Consider the following 17,382-nt stretch of genomic DNA (forward strand, 5'->3'; position numbering starts at 1 on the left):
TTGCGCGGGATGCAGCCGCCACGACGGCGCGCCCCTCGAGTTCAACTACGGCGCCACAGCCATCCGCGCCTTTCGAGCTCCCTTCGGTTATGACTGCGCCGGCGGCGATTGATCCCCCATCAACACCAGCCAGCGGTATAGCAGGTCGAGCAGGTCCTCGCGCGCCACCGGCTTGGCCAGGTAATCGTCGGCTCCGGCGGTGATGCACTTCTCCCGGTCGCCCTTCATCGCATGGGCGGTCAAGGCGATGATGGGTACGTTGCAGCCGTGCTGCTCCTTGAGCAGGCGGGTGGCGGTGTAGCCGTCCATGGTCGGCATGGCCATGTCCATGAGGATCACGTCGAAGGGCTCGCGCAGGTAACAGTCGATGGCTTCCTGGCCGTCGCGCGCCGTGGTGATGTGCAGCCCCACCTCGTCGAGCAACGCGCTCAGGGCGTAGAGATTGCGAACGTCGTCGTCCACCAGCAGGACCCGGCGCCCTTCCAGGGGTGGCTTTCCGCTCGCCGCGATCGGCTCGCGCACGCTGTCGAGGAAACCCTGTACCGCGGCGCTGAGGCCTTTCAGGTCGGGCCCGGCCTTGCGCACCACCACCGCGGAGTAGCGGCGCAATTGCTGCAAGGCCTGCTGGTTGACGTCGACGCCGGTATTGATCACCACCCGGGTGCCGTTCAGCGGCCGCAGCAGGTGCAGGGCCTCGAGCAGGTCGAAGCCATCCTGGTCGGGCAGGTTAAGATCGATCACCAGGGCGTCGTAATGCCCCTCCCGATACGCGGCGCGGGCGGCCTCGCCGGTGGACAGGGCGGTCACCTCGAAGCCGAGCTGGCGCAGGTGCTCGCCGTAGTGCTCGCGCTCCTGCTTGACGTCTTCCACCAGCAGCAGGCGGTGGGGTTCCGCGCTGACCTTCTGCAAGTCGTGGAACACCTGCTCCAGGTCGGCCCGGCCGATCGGCTTGACCAGGTAGCGGGTGCCGTCCTCGATCCAGTCCAAGGGCTGCGGGACGCAGGAAATGATGTGCACCGGGGTGCTGTGATGGTTGGCCTGGCTGCGCAATTGCCGATAGATCTGCCAGCCGCTGATGTCGGGCAACAGGATGTCGAGGATCACCGCGCTGAAGCGCTCCTCCTGCAACAGCTGGATCGCCTGCTTGCCGCTGCGACAATGCACGGTGGAAAAGCCATGGCTCTGCGCGCTCTCGGCGATCACCGCGGCGAAATTGACGTCGTCCTCGACGATCAGCAGCGGCTCGCCCTTGCCCCCTCGCACCGGCGGCCCGTCCTCCTCGCGCTCCTCGACGATGGCCACGGCCACCGGCAGGCGCACGGTGAAGGTGGTGCCTTCGCCCGGCGCGCTCTCCAGGCTGACGTCGCCGTCCAGCGCCAGCACCAACTGGCGGGTGATCGCCAGGCCCAGGCCGGTGCCGCCGAAGCGCCGGCTGGTGGAACCGTCGATCTGCTGGAAGGCCTGGAAAATCCGCTCGTGCTGGTTCGCGGCGATGCCGATGCCGGTATCGCGGACGATGAACAGCAGCACTTCGTGGTCCTGCTGGCCGCCGTTCGGTTCGACCTCCACCCTCAGCTCCACCTCGCCGTGCTCGGTGAATTTCAGGGCGTTGGACAGCAGGTTGCGCAGGATCTGGTGCAGGCGCACGCGGTCGCTGTGAATCACCCGCGGCACGTCCGGCGCCACGGTGGAGATCAATTGCAGGCCCTTGACCTCCGCCATCGGCCGCAGGCTGCCGTCGATTTCCACCAGCATGTCCTGGACGTTCACCGGCTCCAGCTTGAGCTGCATGCGCCCGGCCTCGACCTTGGCCAGGTCGAGCACGTCGTTGATCAGTTGCAGCAGGTCGTTGCCGGCGCGATAGACGATGTCCGCATGCTTGACCTGTTTCTCGGTGAGGTTGCCGATGAGGTTCTGCCGGAGTTGGTCGCTGAGGATGAGGATGCTGTTCAGCGGCGTGCGCAGCTCGTGGGACATGTTGGCGAGGAATTCCGACTTGTAGCGATTGGCCAGCATCAGTTGCTCGGCCTGGTCGCGCAGGCGCTGCTCGGCGGCCTTGCGCTCGCTGATGTCGATGATCACCGCCTGCACCATGTTTTCCTGGCCGCTGCGGATCGGCGACAGCCCCACTTCCAGCGGGATCATGTGGCCGTCCCGGCGCAGGCCGAAAAGCTCGCGGTTCTTGCCCATCCGCCGCGGCTCGGGGTTGTCCAGGAAGTCCTGGCGCAGCTTGACGTGGCCCTCGCGCAGCGGCATGGGCAGGAGAATCTCCACCGGCTGGCCGATGAGTTCCTGGCGGGTATAGCCGAACATCTGCTCGGCCTGGCGGTTGACCAGCGCCAGGTGGCCTTTGCTGTCCACCAGCACGATGGCATTCGGCGACGCCTCGACCACCAGGCGGAAGCGTTCCTCGGCCATCTTGCGTGCCTGCAGGTCGACCAGGTTGAGCAGATAGCCCGCGCCCCCTTCGTGGCTGAGGATGTTCAGGCTGAGGCTGACCGGAATCACGTCGCCGTTCTCGCGGCGTGCCTGGTACTCGCCCAGCTCGCCGAACGCGCTGTCCTGGGTCAGGCCGTCGATGCCGCCGAGCTCCGGCAGGAACCGGCGCACCCGTTCGCCGAGCAGGGCGTCGGCCGAGCAGCCGAGCAATTCGCCGGCGCTGCGGTTGGCGATCTCGATGCGCCCGTCGAGGCCGCACAACAGCGTGGCCACCGGCAGGCGCTCCAGCAGCAGGCGAAAACGCTCCTCGCGCTCGCGCAACTGCTCCGCGGTCTCCTGGTTGGATTCCAGCTCGCGCTCCCGGGAGTACAGGTAGCCGCCCACCAGGATCGACAGCAGCGCCGCGGCCGCCAACCCCGTCCACAGGCTGAACGCCAGGCGATCGTGGCCCAGGGATGCCTCGTACTGCGGGCGGCTGTGGACGCTCACCTGCCAGGTGCGGCCGTACACCTGGAGGTTTTCCTGCCACTCGAAGCGACTCTTCTCGGAGGCGTCGCGGCCGTTGAGCAACACGGTGTCGGGAGCCTGGAGGTCCTTGAGCTCGACGTGGAACAGCGCGCCCTGCGCGCCGAGGATGCCGTCCATCAGGTCGCGGACGCGGAAAGCCCCCATGACCGTGCCGAACAGCGCGTCGCGTCGCTCGTCCTCGGTGGTGATGGGCGCACCGGGGCGATACACCGGCAGGTAGAACAGCAGACCGCTCTGCATGTCGCGCTCGGTTTCCTGCTTGAGTCGCAGCGGCGCGGTGAGAATCGGCTCGCCGCTCAGGCGCGCACGGTCGATGGCGGCGAAGCGCGTCTCCTCGGTGAGCATGTCGTAGCCCACTACCCGGCGGTTGCGCCAGTCCAGCGGGCTGATGTAGTCCACGGTGAGGTAGTGTTCGCGCGGGCCGGGCGGGAACACATGGAAATCCTGCCGGCCCTGGGCATTCAATTCGTCGAGAAAACCCTGCACCTCGTCGTCGCGCAGGTAACGCGCCCAGGCGACGGCCTGGATGCCCGGATAACGCTCCTGCAATTGCAGTTGCTCGGCGGCCCGCGACCATTCGTCCATGGAGACCTCGCCGGAACCGACCATCACCCCGGCCATGCCGCGCAGGACCATTTCGTAGGATTCCATGCGCGTGCCGATGCGCTTGGCGATCTCCTGCGCCTCCATGTCGAAGCGCTGCTCGTACTCGCGCTGGTTGCGCGCCTCCAGGGTCAACCATTGCCACAGCACCAGCCCGCTCAGGCAGAACAGCAGCACCAGGGTCGCCCCCAGCGGCAGCAGCGTCCTACGTTTAACGGGAATGGGCCTTTCTTCCATGCGACCTCCGCGCGGTCCGTCTTTTTATGCTCGGCGGTAACGGGCTCGGCGAGGCTTTTTGACGCCGAGTTACTGACGAGTTCTCGTCGCAGTCTAGACAGGAATGCGTGGAATGGCCTCATGCCAGCCCACACGCGACGAACGGCGAAGGCAAGAAAGGCCTCGCGAAGAGGCCTTTCTCGAACGGACTCGCGCGCGAGTCAGGGGTACTGCTGGACCGTGCCCGGTTGCGCCGTGCCGGGCTGTTGCTGGACCTGCGCGCCTGGCAGCGGCCGCAGGTTGACCTCCACCCGACGATTCTGCGCGCGACCGCCCTCGTTGGCGTTGCTTGCCACCGGCTGGTCCGGACCCATGCCACGGGTGGTCACCCGTTGTGGGTTGACGCCCTGGGCGAGCAGGTAGTTGGCCACGCTCTGCGCGCGGCGCTGCGACAGGTCCATGTTGTGGGCGTGGGAACCGGTGCTGTCGGTATGGCCGACGATCTCGATGCTGTTCTGGTCGAACTGCTTGAACGAGGTCGCCAGGTTGTTCAGCGGCGTATAGAAGTTGCTGGCGATGTCCGAGGAGTCGGTGGCGAAGGTGATGTTGCCGGGCATGATCAACTGGATGTTGTCGCCCTGGCGCTGCACCTGGACGCCGGTGCCCTCCATGCTCTTGCGCAGCTCCGCTTCCTGGCGGTCGGCGTAGTAGCCGTAGCCCGCGCCCGCCGCGCCGGCCACCGCGGCGCCGATCAGCGCGCCCTTGCCACGGTGGTTGTGATCGATGGCGGCGCCGGCGACGGCGCCGGCCAGCGCGCCCAGGCCGCCGTAGGTGGCGGTCTTGTTACCGCCGCCGCCCTGGTTCTCGTAAGGGTTGTTGGACGCGCAGCCGGCCAGCAGCGCGAGGGTGGTAGCGGCGATGATCGAGCGACTCAGCATTGGCATTCGAAAGGCTCCTGGTACAGGGCGGCCACTTGCGTGGCGATGACCCGGGTTAGAGGGACGGAAATTTCGGAAATTCCCCGAGCCTGGAAAGTCGAGCCGCGCGGGACCGCGGTTCAGGCGCGCACGAAGGGGTTCTCGCGCATTTCGTCGCCCAGGCGCGTGTCCGGGCCATGGCCGGCGACCACGGTGGCGTCCTCGTCCAGGCGATACAGGCGCTGGCGGATCGAGCGGATCAGCGCGCCCTGGTCGCCACCCCACAGGTCGGTCCGGCCGACCCCGCGGCGGAACAGGGTATCCCCGGCGATCAGCAGCTTGGCCTCGGGAAACCAGAAGCTCATGGAGCCCGGCGTATGCCCGGGAGTATGCAGCGCCACCCCGCAGCCACAGGCCAGCGCCTCGTCGTCCGCCAGCCACTGGTCGGGCGCCGGCACCGGCTTGAAGGGCACGCCGAACATCTGGCATTGCATCTCCAGGTTGTCCCAGAGGAAGCGATCCTCCTTATGCAGGTGCAGGGTGGCGCCGGTCGCCTTCTTCAATTCGCCCGAGGCGAGGAAGTGATCCAGGTGCGCATGGGTATGGATGATCGCCACCAGCTTCAACCCATGGGCCGCCAGCCGCGCCACGATCTTCTGATGATCGCCGCCCGGATCGATCACGATGGCGGTCTTGCCGACGGGATCGCCGATCAGCGTGCAATTGCACTGCAAGGGGCCGACGGGAAAGGTTTCGCGGATGAGCGCGGGTTTCTCGGGTTGCATGGAGGTTCCTTGTGAAGCTGTTTGCCGCAATGCATGCGGTGCCGACTGTTTCGCAGACCGCGCCGATGGCGCCTGGCCGGGCATAAGGGTGGCCTCCTGGATCGGCACTTTCAATAACCGCGGGGGCGAGAACAGGTGGAGCGGGCGATGAGCTTCGCCTTCGGGACACTCGATGCCCTTATCATCCCCGGCACAGGCCAGCGGCAGGAGGCCGGTACCCAGCCGATCGCCGCCCTCTGCCGGCTTGCAGCCAGCAGCGGGAGCCCAGGCGTCATCGGCTCCACTTGCACACCCATCCGCTACGGAGAGCACCGCATGCACAACGCTTATTCCCGTCGTTTCGCCCTCGCCGCCGGCGCCCTCGCCTTCATGGGCCTGCCGGCGCTGGCAGACCTGCCCCAGGCGCCCGGCTATGTCGACGATTCGACCGCCCTTCCCGCCGCCAAGGCGCGCATTCTGCCGCCGATGTTCGAGCAGACGCTGAGCAGCACCCGATTCCTGGTCGGTGCCGACCATCCGCTCGCCACCGTCGCCGAGGCCAGCGACTTCCACCGCACCAGCACCTACACGCAGACGCGCGAGTACATGGATAAGCTGGCGGCGGCATCCGAGGGCGCGATCGCCCTGACCTGGATGCCGGAAAAGAGCGGCGAAGGCTATGACATGCTGCTGGCCGTCGCGTCGACCTCAGCGGACAAGAGCGCCGAGGGGTTGAAGGCGTCCGGTAAACCGACGGTTCTGGTCCAGGCCGAGATCCATCCGGGCGAAGCCAACGGCAAGGACGCGATGTTCATGCTGCTGCGCGACATGACCACCGGCAAGAAGCCGCTGGCGGCGCTCCTGGACAAGATCAACATCCTGTTCATCCCGACCCTGAACGTCGACGGCGACATGCGCACCAGCGCCTATGGCCGGATCAATCAGAACGGCCCGGACATCACTGGCTGGCGGGTGAATGGCCAAAATCTGAACCTGAACCGCGACTTCACCAAGCTCGACAGCGCCGAAATCCGCAACGTCGCCTGGGTGTTCAATCACTACGAGCTCAGCTTTTTCGCCGATACCCACTCGACCGATGGCGCCATGTACCCGTACGACAGCTCCTACTGCCACAACGGCGATGGCTGGTCGCCAGCCGCCACGCGCTGGATGGATACGCTGATGCAGCCGCGGGTCTACGAGGAGGTGCGGCGCTACGGCCACCAGATCCACGAGTGCATCAGCCTGAACGACAACCAGGACCCGACCCAGGGCTATTACCCGTACCGCACCGATCTCGCCCGCTTCTCGAACCAGTACGGCGACATCCGCAACGTGCCCTCGGTGCTGATCGAGCAGCACGCGCTGCATCCGTACAGGACTCAGGTGCTCGGCAACTATGTGATGCTCAAAGCCATGTTCGACTCGATCGGCAGCAATGCCGAATCGCTGAAAACCGCCATTGCCGCGGACCGCGCCAAGGCGCTGGCCGACGACAGGGTCACCCTGACCTGGAAGCCGGGCACACCCAAGCCGGTGCGTTTCACCACCGGCGCCTACAGCGAAGCGCTGTCGCCGATCACCGGCCGGAAGACCATCAAGTGGACCAACGAGCCGCTCGAGATGGAGGTGCCGGTCACCGCCAACGACGTGCCGGACCTGAGCGTCGCCCGGCCCGCCGAGTACATCGTGCCGGTGCAATGGGGCGAGGTGATCGACCGCTTGCGGGCCCACGGCATCGCCATGAAGACCCTGGACAAGCCGACGCCGATCGAAGTCACCCTGTACCGCATGGACGACATCGAGCTCGCCGGCGGCTTCGAACCGGACCGGGCGGCCAAGAACCGGATCCCTGGCTATGAAGGCCATCTGCTGGTCAGCGGCACCGCCAAGCCGATCAAGCGCCTGCAAACCTTTCCGGCCGGCTCGGCGGTCATCGACGTCCGGCAACCGCTCGGCGTATTGGCCATGGATCTGCTCGAGCCCGCTAGCCCGGACTCGTTCTGGTCCTGGGGCTTCTTCAACTCGACGCTGGTGGTCGCCGAAGAACCCGAGGAATACGTGATGGAGCCGATGGCGCGGCGCATGCTGGAGCAGGACCCGAAGCTGAAGGCGGAATTCCAGCACAGGCTGGACACCGACGAAGCCTTCGCCAAGGATGCCGATGCTCGTCTGCAATGGTTCTATCAACGCACCCCGTTCTACGACGCCAATGCCTATCTGTACCCGGTCGGCCGGGTCGAGCGCCGCTGAGCCCACCTAGCCGTTCCGCGACATGGATGGCGTATCCGCGCCGTCCCGTCTTCTCTAGCGGTAGAGCATGCGCCGAGAAGACCGGCTCGCGAGTCCGAGGGAAAGCCCCTCGATCGGCCGGGGCGTTCCCGGCATTCGCCGGGCAGACACCGCCATGGGGACGCCCGGCGCCCGGGCGTCCCGGTGCCTCGACCGGGGAATGCGCGGCTACCGCGCATCCGAATGCCGCCCACCAGGGACTCATCGGCGCAAATGACCTGCGAATTGGCGACTGCGACCTGTGCGCATTCCATTTCTCCCGCCATGCTTCAGGCTTCAGGCACACCGGAGCCACGCCCATGGCCAGCACCACCCCGCAAGGCTTGTCGATCCGTCCCCGGCACCTGGCATTCGCCCTGCCCGATCCGCTGCCGCGCCACTGGCACGGCGGCGACGCCTTCAAGACCCACCTGTTCGACGCCATGTCGGTGCTGTTCCCGGATGGCGAGCGCTTTTTCATCGACTCGGTGCGGCAGTTCCGCGAGGCCATCGAGGACCCGGTGCTGAAGGAGCAGATTCGCGGCTTCATCGGCCAGGAAGGTCATCACAGCCGCGAGCATCTGGCCTACAGCCAGCGCCTGCGCGATCTCGGCTACGACATCCAGCCGATGGAGGAACGCGCCCGCCGGCGCATCCGCTTCACCCAGACGAAACTCTCGCCGCACCGTCAGCTGGCGGCCACCGTGGCCCTGGAACACCTCACCGCGATCATGGCCGACGGCCTGCTGAAGAATCCGCGCCACTTGCAAGGCGCCCATCCAGAACTGGTGCGCCTGTGGCGCTGGCATGCGCTGGAGGAAACCGAACACAAGGCGGTGGCGTTCGACGTCTACACCCAGGTCGGCGGCGACCCTGCCATGCTGCGCCGGGCAATGCTCATGGCCTCCTGGTTCTTCATGCGCGACACCCTGCGCGGGCTGGTGCACATGCTGCGCCGCGACGGCCTGCTGTGGAAGCCGCGGATCTGGCGCGACGGCCTGCGCTGGATGTGGGGACGCGGTGGGTTTTTCCGCTCGCTGATCGGCGCCTACCTGGACTTCTTCAAGGCCGGCTTCCATCCCTGGCAGCACGACAACCTGGACCTGCTGGAACGCACCCGCCGCGAATTCGACCAGGGCGCCGCGGCCTGACCGTCGCCGCGCGACACGAACCGGGTTCGCCGGCGCGCCGGTCAGGACAGCAGGCCGAGCGCCTTGGCCCGCGCCACCGCCTGGGTCCGCCGCTCGACGCCGAGCTTGCTGTTGATGTGCCGGGCGTGGGTCTTCACGGTATGCAGGGAAATGAACAGCCGCTCGCTGATTTCCTGGTTCGAGCACCCTTGGGCGATCCATTGAAGCACCGCCAGCTCGCGGCCGCTGAGAGGCTCGGCGAGGGTGGCTTCCGCGGCCGACTCCGCGCGCGGCGGCTCCGGCAGCAACGCCAGCAATTCCCCACGCACCCCGGCGCGGGCGGCGCAGGCCGGCGGTGTCGTCGCCAGCTCGCGCAACCAGCCGGGCTCTTGGCGCAGCAAGGCTTCGAAGGGCAGCAGCGCACCGCCACCGCTCGCGTCGAGGGCCGCGAGCGCCTGCTCGCGCGCCTCCGCCTGGCGCCCGGCACGGTACAGCAGCAGGGCCAGTTGCGCGTGCGCGGTCAGCATCGGCACCTGGCCGCCACGGTTGGCGGCGCGCTGGGCCAGGGCGCGCAGCCGGCTTTCGGCCTCGGCCCCATCGCCTTGCCGACGCGCCAGGGCGGCACGTTGCAGGTCGATGTACAGGGGCAGTTGCGGATGGCTCTCGGGGGCCGCGGCGGGCTGGTCGCCGCCGTAGGTCTCCGCCAGGCGGCCCAGCCAGACCCCGGCCAGTTCCAGTTGTCCCTGGGCCTGCCAGAGTTCGCATTTGCACAGGGTGACCATCGCCAGGTAGTAGATCGGCGGCACGTCCCAGATGTGCATCAGCCGCTCGGCCTCGGCGAGCAGGGCGAACGCGGTGCGGAAGTGACCCAGCCGCCCCTCCAGCCCGGCCAGCACGCAGGAGCCGATCAGCAGGCTGGCGTCGCGGCAGGCGCGCGCCTCGGCGATGCCCGCCTGCAACAGCGCCCGCGCCGCCTCGGGCTGCAACCGCAGCGCATGCAGGTAGCCGTCGTACATGGTCAGGCGCGCGCGCACCGCGTAGAAACGCTGCGCCGGCAGGCCGCGTAGCCGCGCCAGGCCCTCGCGCACCTCGTCCAGCGCCCGGTGCACCTCGCCACGGGCCTGCAATACACGGCTGCGGTCATACAGGCTCAAAGCCTCGAACAGCGGGTTGCCGACCCGTTGCGCCAGCTCCATCGCCTCGCGATTGAGGCCGCGGGCGCGCCACAGGTCGCCGTTGGCCATGGCGATGTTGGCCAGGGTGGACAGGCACAGCAGGCGCTGGCCGAAGCGCTCGCAGGGCAGCACGCCGAGCGCTTCGCCGCAAAAGGACTCGGCCCGCGCCAGGTCGCCCCGGCCCCGGGCGATCACTCCGCTCAGGGCCATCCATTGCGCCAGCAGGCCACGCTGCGCATGAGCGCTCGGCGCCGGCAGGAAACGCGACAGGCGGCCGCTGAGCTCCTCGGCGGCGTCCAGTTGGCAGGCCAGGGCCAGCGCCCAGCCGTAGAGCATGATCAACTGCGGGGTGCTGGCCAGCAGGCTGTCGGGCAGGTCGCGCTTCCAGCGCAGCAGCATGGCCACGTTCTGTTCGGCCAGCAGCTGCTCCTCGGAGAGGTTCTGCACCAAGCTGGCGGCGACGTCCGGCCGGCCGGCGCGCAGGGCGTACTCCACCGCCTCGTCCAGCAGGCCCTGGGCGCTGAACCAGCGGCAGGCGCGCAGGTGCAGGCTCGCCTGGGGCTGCGCCAGGGCCACCGCCGGGCGTGCGCGCAGCAGATCGGAGAACAGATGGTGGTAGCGGAACCACTGGCCCTGCTCGTCCAGCGGCACCAGGAATACCTGGTGCGCTTGCAGGTAGCGCAGGATCGCCGCGCTGTCGTGGGCGTCGCGCACGCTGTCGCAGAGTTCGCCGCAGAAACGCTCCAGGGCGGCGGTTTCGTAGAGAAAGCCCTGGACCTCGGCCGGCTGGCGCTCGATCACCTCTTCCAGCAGGTAGTCGCGAATCAACCCTTCGGCGCCGTTGAGTTCGCGGGCCAGGCCTTCCGGGTCGGGCGCGTCCTGGCTGGCCAGCAGCCACAGGCGCAGGCCGGCGACCCAACCCTCGCTGCGCCGCAGCAGGCGCTCCTGACTCTCGCGGCTCAGTTGCGCGCCCTGGCCCTGCAGCAAGGCCGCGCTTTCCTCGGCGGTCAGGCGCAGGTCCTGCTCCGAGAGCTCCAGCAGGTGCCGGCTGAGGCGCAGGCGCGCCAAGTGCCAATCCGGTCGCTGGCGGCTGGTCACCAGCAGGAGCATGCCCGCCGGGAGGTGGTTGAGGACGAATTGCAGGCAGCGATCGAGCACCGCGCCCTGGGCCAGGTGGTAATCGTCCAGCACCAGCAGCAGGGGCGCGCGGGAGTCGAGGCGGTCGGCGAGCTCTTCGAGCAAGCCGTCCAGCCACTCCTCGAAGGCGAAGGGTTGATGGCGCTGGCGCAGCCGCAGCACGGCCAGGGCGTCCTCGCCGAGCGCTGGGAAGAACTGGCGCAGGCCTTCCAGCAGGCGTTCGAGGAAGCGCCCGGGGTCGTTGTCGCGGGAGGTCAGGCTCAGCCACAGGCTGCGCCAGTGCCCCGGCAACTCCTCGCAGAATTCGATGGCCAGGGAACTCTTGCCGAAGCCCGCCGGCGCGCTGACCAGCAGCAAACGGCCCTCCACGCCCTGGCGCAACCGGGCGCAGAGGCGTGGCCGCGAGACGTGGCCGGCCGGCAGCGGTGGGCGAAAGAAACGGCTGTCGACCGCCGCGGCTTCACCCCTGGCCGGCGGCATCGTGCACGATGGGTCGGTCATGTCCGCCTCTTGTAGTGTTATTGCGCCAGCGGGCGCGAACGACGAGAGACTAGCGGCTTGGGCGGGGCATTAGAAGTGCGCGTGTGCGCGGCGCGCTCGTCGGGCCGGCCGGGAAGGCCCTGGCACGCAGGCGGACGCGGGTTGCGACGGAAGGTCGCGGACGGGCCGACGGACGACCCGCGGACAAAAAGAAGCCGGCGCGGGGCCGGCTTCCGTTACGCGTCGAGGCGCCTCAGCGAACGCCCGCCTGGCGCAGGGCCGCCGGGGTGAAGTCGCTTTCCGAAGCGGAATAGCCGAACTCGTAGGCCTGCTTCTCCTCGTTCTTCATGCCCAGCGCCAGGTAGCGGCCGGACTGCAGGTCGTAGAGGGTTTCCAGGGTGTACCAGGGGACCTGCTTGTCGTAGTAGTACTGGGAGTGGGCTTCCGCCACGCGCCACAGGTTGTCGCGGCCGTCGTAGTGGTCGATCACCGCGGCTTGCCAAGTGTCCTCGTCGATGAAGAAGTCACGCTTGGCATAGATGTGCCGCTCGCCGGACTTCAGGGTCGCGGTCACGTGCCAGACGCGGTGCAGCTCGTAGCGCGCCAGGTCCTGGTTGATGTGGCCGGGCTTGATGATTTCGCTGTACTTCAGGTTCGGCGAATCCAGCTTGTAGCTGTTGTAGGGGATGTACAGCTCCTGCTTGCCCACCAGCTTCCAGTCGTAGCGATCCGGCGCGCCGTTGTACATGTCCAGGTTGTCGGAGGTACGCAGGCCGTCGGCCGCGGTGCCCGGGCCGTCGTAGGAGACCTGGGGCGCACGGCGCACGCGGCGCTGGCCGGCGTTGTAGAGCCAGGCCAGACGCGGTTCCTTGACCTGGTCGAGGGTCTCGTGGACCAGCAGGACGTTGCCGGCCAGCCGCGAGGGCGCGGTCACCCGCTGCTTGAAGTAGAACAGCACGTTGCTCGGTTTGGCCGGGTCGTAGTCCTTGAGCTGGTCGCGGAAGACGAATTCGTCCTGGAAGTACACCAGGCTGTAGGAGCCGTTGGGCTGCGGGGTGGCCTGGGTGACCAGCCGGCGCACGCTGCCGCCGCGGTAGCGGGTGATGTGGTTCCAGATCGCTTCCAGGCCGTTCTGCGGGATCGGGAAGGGGTTGGCGGTGCGGAAATCCTCCAGCCCGTTGCCGCCCTGGATCAGCTTGGTGTGGGAGGCGTTGTACTTCGTCGCCTCGATCACGCTGTCCGGCACGCTGGCGCTGCGGTGGCTGGGGTACACCGGCATGCGGAAGGTTTCCGGATAGCGCTTGAACATCGCCAGTTGGCCGGGACTCAGCTTGGCCTTGTACTGCTCGACGTTCTGCGCGCTGATGGTGAACAGCGGCTTGTCCGCCGCATAAGGGTCGGAGAGGAAGCCCTTGGCGTCCACCGTGCCGGCGTTCTTCGGCAGGCCGCCGGTCCACGCGGGGATCGAGCCGTCGGCGTTGCCGGCCTTTTCCGCGCCCAGGGGGGTCAGGCTGGTGCCGAGGGTGGCCGCCTGCTCCGGCGAGACCGCCGCCATCACACTGCCGGCGAGCAGGGAAAGCGCCAGGGTTTGCAGCAACATTCTTGTTTTAGTCATATGCACAGTCTTCCTCGAGGGTCCTGCCCGCTCTCGCGGGACGAGGACAAAGGTCGTGATGTTCTTTCCACGCCGGCCCTGCGATGGGGCCGGTCAGCGGCACTGCTGGTTAGAAGTTCACTCCGAAACTGAGGGCGACGAAGTCGCGGTCCTCCACCGTGCTGTACTTGCCGTCGAAGAAGTTGGTGTACGACAGGCTGGCGGTGTAGGTGTTCTGGTACTCGGCATCGACCCCGAGGCTGACCGCCTTGCGGCCTTCCTCGAAGTTGGCGCCCGGGCCCGGCGAATAGCCGTCGACGTCGTGGGACCAGGCCACGTTGGGCTTCAGGTTGACCCCGGCGAAGACGTCGTTGTAGTCCCAGATCGCGCGCACGCGGTAGCCCCAGGAGTCGGCGGTGGTGAAGCCGTCCTTCTCGCAGCTGCGGCTGACGTTGGGCACGTTGGTGGCGCCCAGGGTGCTGGCGTTGAGCGCCTCGCAGGTGCGCATGCCGGACAGGCTGCCGGCCAGCGGGCCGGGGCCGAATACCGGGTCGCGGCCATAGCGCGCATCGGAGTTGCTTTCCAGGCCGCCGACGTGGGTCCAGCCCACCTCGCCCACCAGGGTCAGCCGCTCGGCGCCCATCACCTGGTCGAAGAAGTGGGTGAAGGTGGTCTGCAACTGGGTGATTTCCTTGCGCCGGTAACCGTGCAGGTCCTCGCCGGCCAGGCCTTCGAGCACCGAGGCGTTGGAGTATGGGCTGGTGCCGCCGATGCTGATCGGGTTGAGGCCGGCGTAGAGGATGTCCGTGGTGTTCAGTTGCACCGGCGCGTTCGGCCGGTAGCTGATCTCGCCGCTCCAGGCGGTGCCTTCCGGCAGCGTGGTGGAGAAGCTCAGGCCGTACAGGCGGATATCCTCCGGATACTCGACGAAGTAGCTGGAGTTGCCGGCCATGGCGGCGGCGGCCAGGCGGGCCGCGGTGGCCGGCCCGACCAGCCCGGCGGCGGCGGTGGACACCCGGTTGATGGTGTTGGCGGCGGCCACCGAGGCGCCCTGGCCGCTGAAGATCGGCAAGCGGCTGTGGTAGTTCATGAAGTAGCCGCCGAACTCGGTGTTCAGCTCTTCGGCGAAGTAGCGCAGGGCGAAGCCGAACTGGCCGCTGTCGCGGGCGTCGCGGTCGGGCCCGCGGCGTACCACCAGGCCCTCGTTCCAGGGCGAAGGGGTCACGCCGAGGCCGGACGGGCCGAGGATGCCGTTGATCAGGGCGATGGAGGACGGGTCGTTGCTCAGCACCGCGAGGTTCATGTCGCAGCCGTCGGCCACCACGTCGGCCTGGGAGAAGAAGGTGCCGCAGTTGTCGACCACCGTCTGGTCCCACTCCAGTTGGTAGAAGGCTTCGGCGGAGAGGTTGTCGGTGAGGCTCTGCGACACGTAGAACATGTTGACCGGGATCAGGCCTTCCTTGACCTCCGCGCCGGGACGGCGGAAGGCGGAAACGTCCACCGGGTTGACCGAGTTGATGCCGTTCTGGATGAAGGTGCTCTCGCCCCAGCTCACCACCTGCTTGCCCACCCGCACGGAACCCGGCAGGTCGGCGATGTTGTAGTTGTGGTAGATGAAGGCGTCGAGGATCTGCGCGCCGGAGGACTTGGCGCCCTCCTTGCGGTTGTGGTCGTCGATGTCCTTGAACGGCCGGTTCTCGTCCTTCAGCTCGAAGTCGTACCAGTACTTGCCGCGGACGAACACACCGGTGTCGCCGTACTTCAGCTCCAGGTCGTGGATGCCCTTGAAGATCTTCGAGAAGGTCTCGCCACGCTTGAAGTTCAGGTGGCCGTCGTCGGAGGTCTGCGACAACCCCTTGCCGCCGTTGTTGACCCCGATGAGATTCCGGTCGGGTTTCTCGGTGGCCCAGCTGGCGCCGACCGACAGCGAGGAGTCGAACTGCCCCTCGATCTCGCCGATGTTGAACGTCACCGCGGATGCCGGACCGGCGAGGGTGGACGCGAGGCTGACGGCCACTGGCAGTTTGGCCAGGCGCCAGAGCGGTTTTCTTGTGGTCATCGACGAGACTCCATGTGTTTTTTGTTATGGCTGCCGGACTATAGCCAGCGGCTATCGACGCTTGATCCCTCGAAAGTGTGATTTGCAGCGTCGCGCCGGCGTGACCGGGCAGTCTGTTCGACTGCCCTTCTCCCGTGCCGGAAAGTGCCCGCCCGAGCACAGCAATTACCAAGCCAAGCGCTTGCTTGGTCGGGCTCCGCCCTACGGCGGGAAGGGCCCCGCTGGCTCAAAGGGTGGAGAGGAATCCACTCTCCTCGCCTTGCCAGCGGGGCACTTCCAGGCGGATGCGTTTCTTGTCCAGCTTGCCCACGCTGGTCTTGGGAATTTCAGTAACAAGGGCGATCTGGGTAGGTATAGCCCACTTATTGATGTGGCCTTGCTCGACGAAGGGCTTGAGATGCGCTTTCAACGCTTTCACGTCCAGGGACTGTCCCTCGCGCACCACCAGCAGGGCGAACGGTCGCTCCCCCCATTGCGGATCGGGCACCCCCACCACCGCCACTTCACGCACCGCCGGATGCCGGCTGATCAGGTCCTCCAGCTCGAGGGACGAGAGCCACTCGCCGCCGGTCTTGATCACGTCCTTGATGCGGTCGCGAATGTCGATGAAACCCATGTCATCCAGGGTGGCGACGTCGCCGGTGTGCAGCCAGCCGTGTCGCCACAGCTCGGCGCTCTTCTCCGGCTCGCCCAGGTAGCCCTGGGTCAGCCAGGGTGCGCGCAGCACCAGCTCGCCCTGGGCTTCGCCGTCGGCGGGGAGGAAGCGCCCCTCGTCGTCGAGGATCGCCGCCTCCACCAAAGGCACCGGGACGCCGGCCTTGATCCGGTAGGCGACCCGCTCGTCCTCGCTGCCCGCCAGCAGGTTCTGGTTCAGGTGGGCCACGGAGATCAGCGGGCAGGTCTCCGACATGCCGTAGGCCGCGGTGAGCTGGATGCCGCGGGCCAGGGCGGTCTCGTAGAGGCTGCGGGTCAGCGCGCTGCCGCCGATGATCAGCTTCCAGCCGTTGAAATCCAGGCCCTGGGCGCCCTTAGCGTTGAGCACCATCTGCAGGATGGTCGGCACGCAGTGGGAGAAGGTCACCCGCTCGCGGCGCCAGAGGTCCACCAACAGCTCCGGGTCGTAGCGCCCCGGGTAGACCTGCTTCACCCCGAGCATGGTCGCCGCATAGGGCACGCCCCAGGCGTGCACGTGGAACATCGGGGTGATCGGCATGTAGACGTCGCCGCTGCCCATCAGCCGGGTGCTGTCCTGGGCGCTCAGGGCGCTGGCCAGGGACAGGGTGTGCAGCACCAGTTGCCGGTGGGTGAAGTAGACGCCCTTGGGGTTGCCGGTGGTGCCGGTGGTGTAGAAGGTGGTGGCCACCGAGTCTTCGTCGAAATCCGGGAAGGCGTACTGGGGGCTGGCGGCCGCCAGCAGCGCCTCGTATTCGCCGAGCTGGCCCGGCAACTCGACGCCCTCGGCATCGGTGTCGCTGAGCAGGATGGTCCCGCGCACGTCGTTCAACTGCCCGGCGATCCCCTGGTAGAGCGCCGCGAACTCCCGGTTGACCAGCACGAAGCGATCCTCGGCGTGGTTCATGGTGTAGAGGATCTGCTCCGGCGACAGGCGAATGTTGATGGTGTGCAGCACCGCGCCGATCATCGGGATGGCGAACATGCATTCCAAGTAACGATGGCTGTCCCAGTCCATCACCGCCACCGTGTCGCCGGCCTTCACCCCGGCCGCCTCGAGGGCGCCGGCCAGGCGCGCGACGCGCTCGTCGAAGGTGGCGTAGCTGTAGCGCACCCGGTCGCGGTAGACGATCTCGCGGGTCTTCTCGTAGCGGCTGCCGGACAGCAACAGCCGCTTGATCAGCAAGGGATAGCGATATGCGTCCTCGGTCGGCTTGATGACACGGGTCTGCAACATGGAAATACCTGCACGCCTGATTATTGTTATGGAGTCGGGGCACTCTAGAACGGGGCGTCGGCGCATCAATCAGTCAAAAGAATGATTTGCCCGCGAGGGCCTCCCGCAGGCAGCCTTGGCCGCGAGATCCTCGCGCCGATGCCGACCCCGTCACGGAACC

At 67.4% G+C, this 17,382-nt stretch carries 9 protein-coding genes; 2 read left to right on the forward strand and 7 right to left on the reverse strand.

What is annotated here, in order from left to right; translation table 11 throughout:
* Positions 1-87 precede the first annotated feature (87 nt).
* From OGL92_RS12975 to OGL92_RS12985, 3 genes are all read right to left on the reverse strand, one after another.
* Positions 88-3,807: a response regulator gene (locus OGL92_RS12975; protein WP_263144052.1), complete on the reverse strand. Its 3,720-nt coding sequence runs from the start codon at positions 3,805-3,807 to the stop codon at positions 88-90.
* 200 nt (positions 3,808-4,007) lie between these two features.
* Entirely contained in the window at positions 4,008-4,730 is a 723-nt protein-coding gene (locus OGL92_RS12980) for an OmpA family protein (protein ID WP_263144054.1), read from the reverse strand.
* Between the two features lie 113 nt (positions 4,731-4,843).
* The gene (locus tag OGL92_RS12985) at positions 4,844-5,488 is read right to left on the reverse strand and encodes an MBL fold metallo-hydrolase (protein WP_263144056.1); all 645 of its coding nucleotides are present in this window, start codon (positions 5,486-5,488) and stop codon (positions 4,844-4,846) included.
* Between the two features lie 315 nt (positions 5,489-5,803).
* Between OGL92_RS12985 and OGL92_RS12990 the strand changes: the two genes are divergently transcribed.
* Both OGL92_RS12990 and OGL92_RS12995 read left to right on the forward strand, forming a co-directional pair.
* The gene (locus OGL92_RS12990) at positions 5,804-7,720 is read left to right on the forward strand and encodes a M14 family metallopeptidase (protein ID WP_263144057.1); all 1,917 of its coding nucleotides are present in this window, start codon (positions 5,804-5,806) and stop codon (positions 7,718-7,720) included.
* A 338-nt stretch (positions 7,721-8,058) separates the two neighbouring features.
* Complete coding sequence (locus OGL92_RS12995; RefSeq protein WP_263144059.1) at positions 8,059-8,889, forward strand: metal-dependent hydrolase; 831 nt, start codon at positions 8,059-8,061, stop codon at positions 8,887-8,889.
* A 41-nt stretch (positions 8,890-8,930) separates the two neighbouring features.
* Here the strand turns inward: OGL92_RS12995 and OGL92_RS13000 are convergent, their stop codons facing one another.
* From OGL92_RS13000 to OGL92_RS13015, 4 genes are all read right to left on the reverse strand, one after another.
* Positions 8,931-11,681: a LuxR C-terminal-related transcriptional regulator gene (locus tag OGL92_RS13000; RefSeq protein WP_263144060.1), complete on the reverse strand. Its 2,751-nt coding sequence runs from the start codon at positions 11,679-11,681 to the stop codon at positions 8,931-8,933.
* Between the two features lie 232 nt (positions 11,682-11,913).
* Positions 11,914-13,275 carry a DUF1329 domain-containing protein gene (locus OGL92_RS13005; protein ID WP_263144062.1) on the reverse strand — a complete coding sequence of 454 codons (1,362 nt, stop codon included), beginning with the start codon at positions 13,273-13,275 and terminating at the stop codon, positions 11,914-11,916.
* 109 nt (positions 13,276-13,384) lie between these two features.
* A complete protein-coding gene (locus OGL92_RS13010) occupies positions 13,385-15,313 on the reverse strand; it encodes a DUF1302 domain-containing protein (RefSeq protein ID WP_263144063.1) in 1,929 nt (642 codons plus the stop codon).
* 226 nt (positions 15,314-15,539) lie between these two features.
* Positions 15,540-17,222 carry a fatty acid--CoA ligase gene (locus OGL92_RS13015; RefSeq protein WP_263144064.1) on the reverse strand — a complete coding sequence of 561 codons (1,683 nt, stop codon included), beginning with the start codon at positions 17,220-17,222 and terminating at the stop codon, positions 15,540-15,542.
* Between the last annotated feature and the right edge of the window lie 160 nt (positions 17,223-17,382).

Origin of the sequence: Pseudomonas sp. RIT-PI-AD, assembly GCF_025642785.1 — a bacterium.
Taxonomy (GTDB): domain Bacteria; phylum Pseudomonadota; class Gammaproteobacteria; order Pseudomonadales; family Pseudomonadaceae; genus Pseudomonas_T.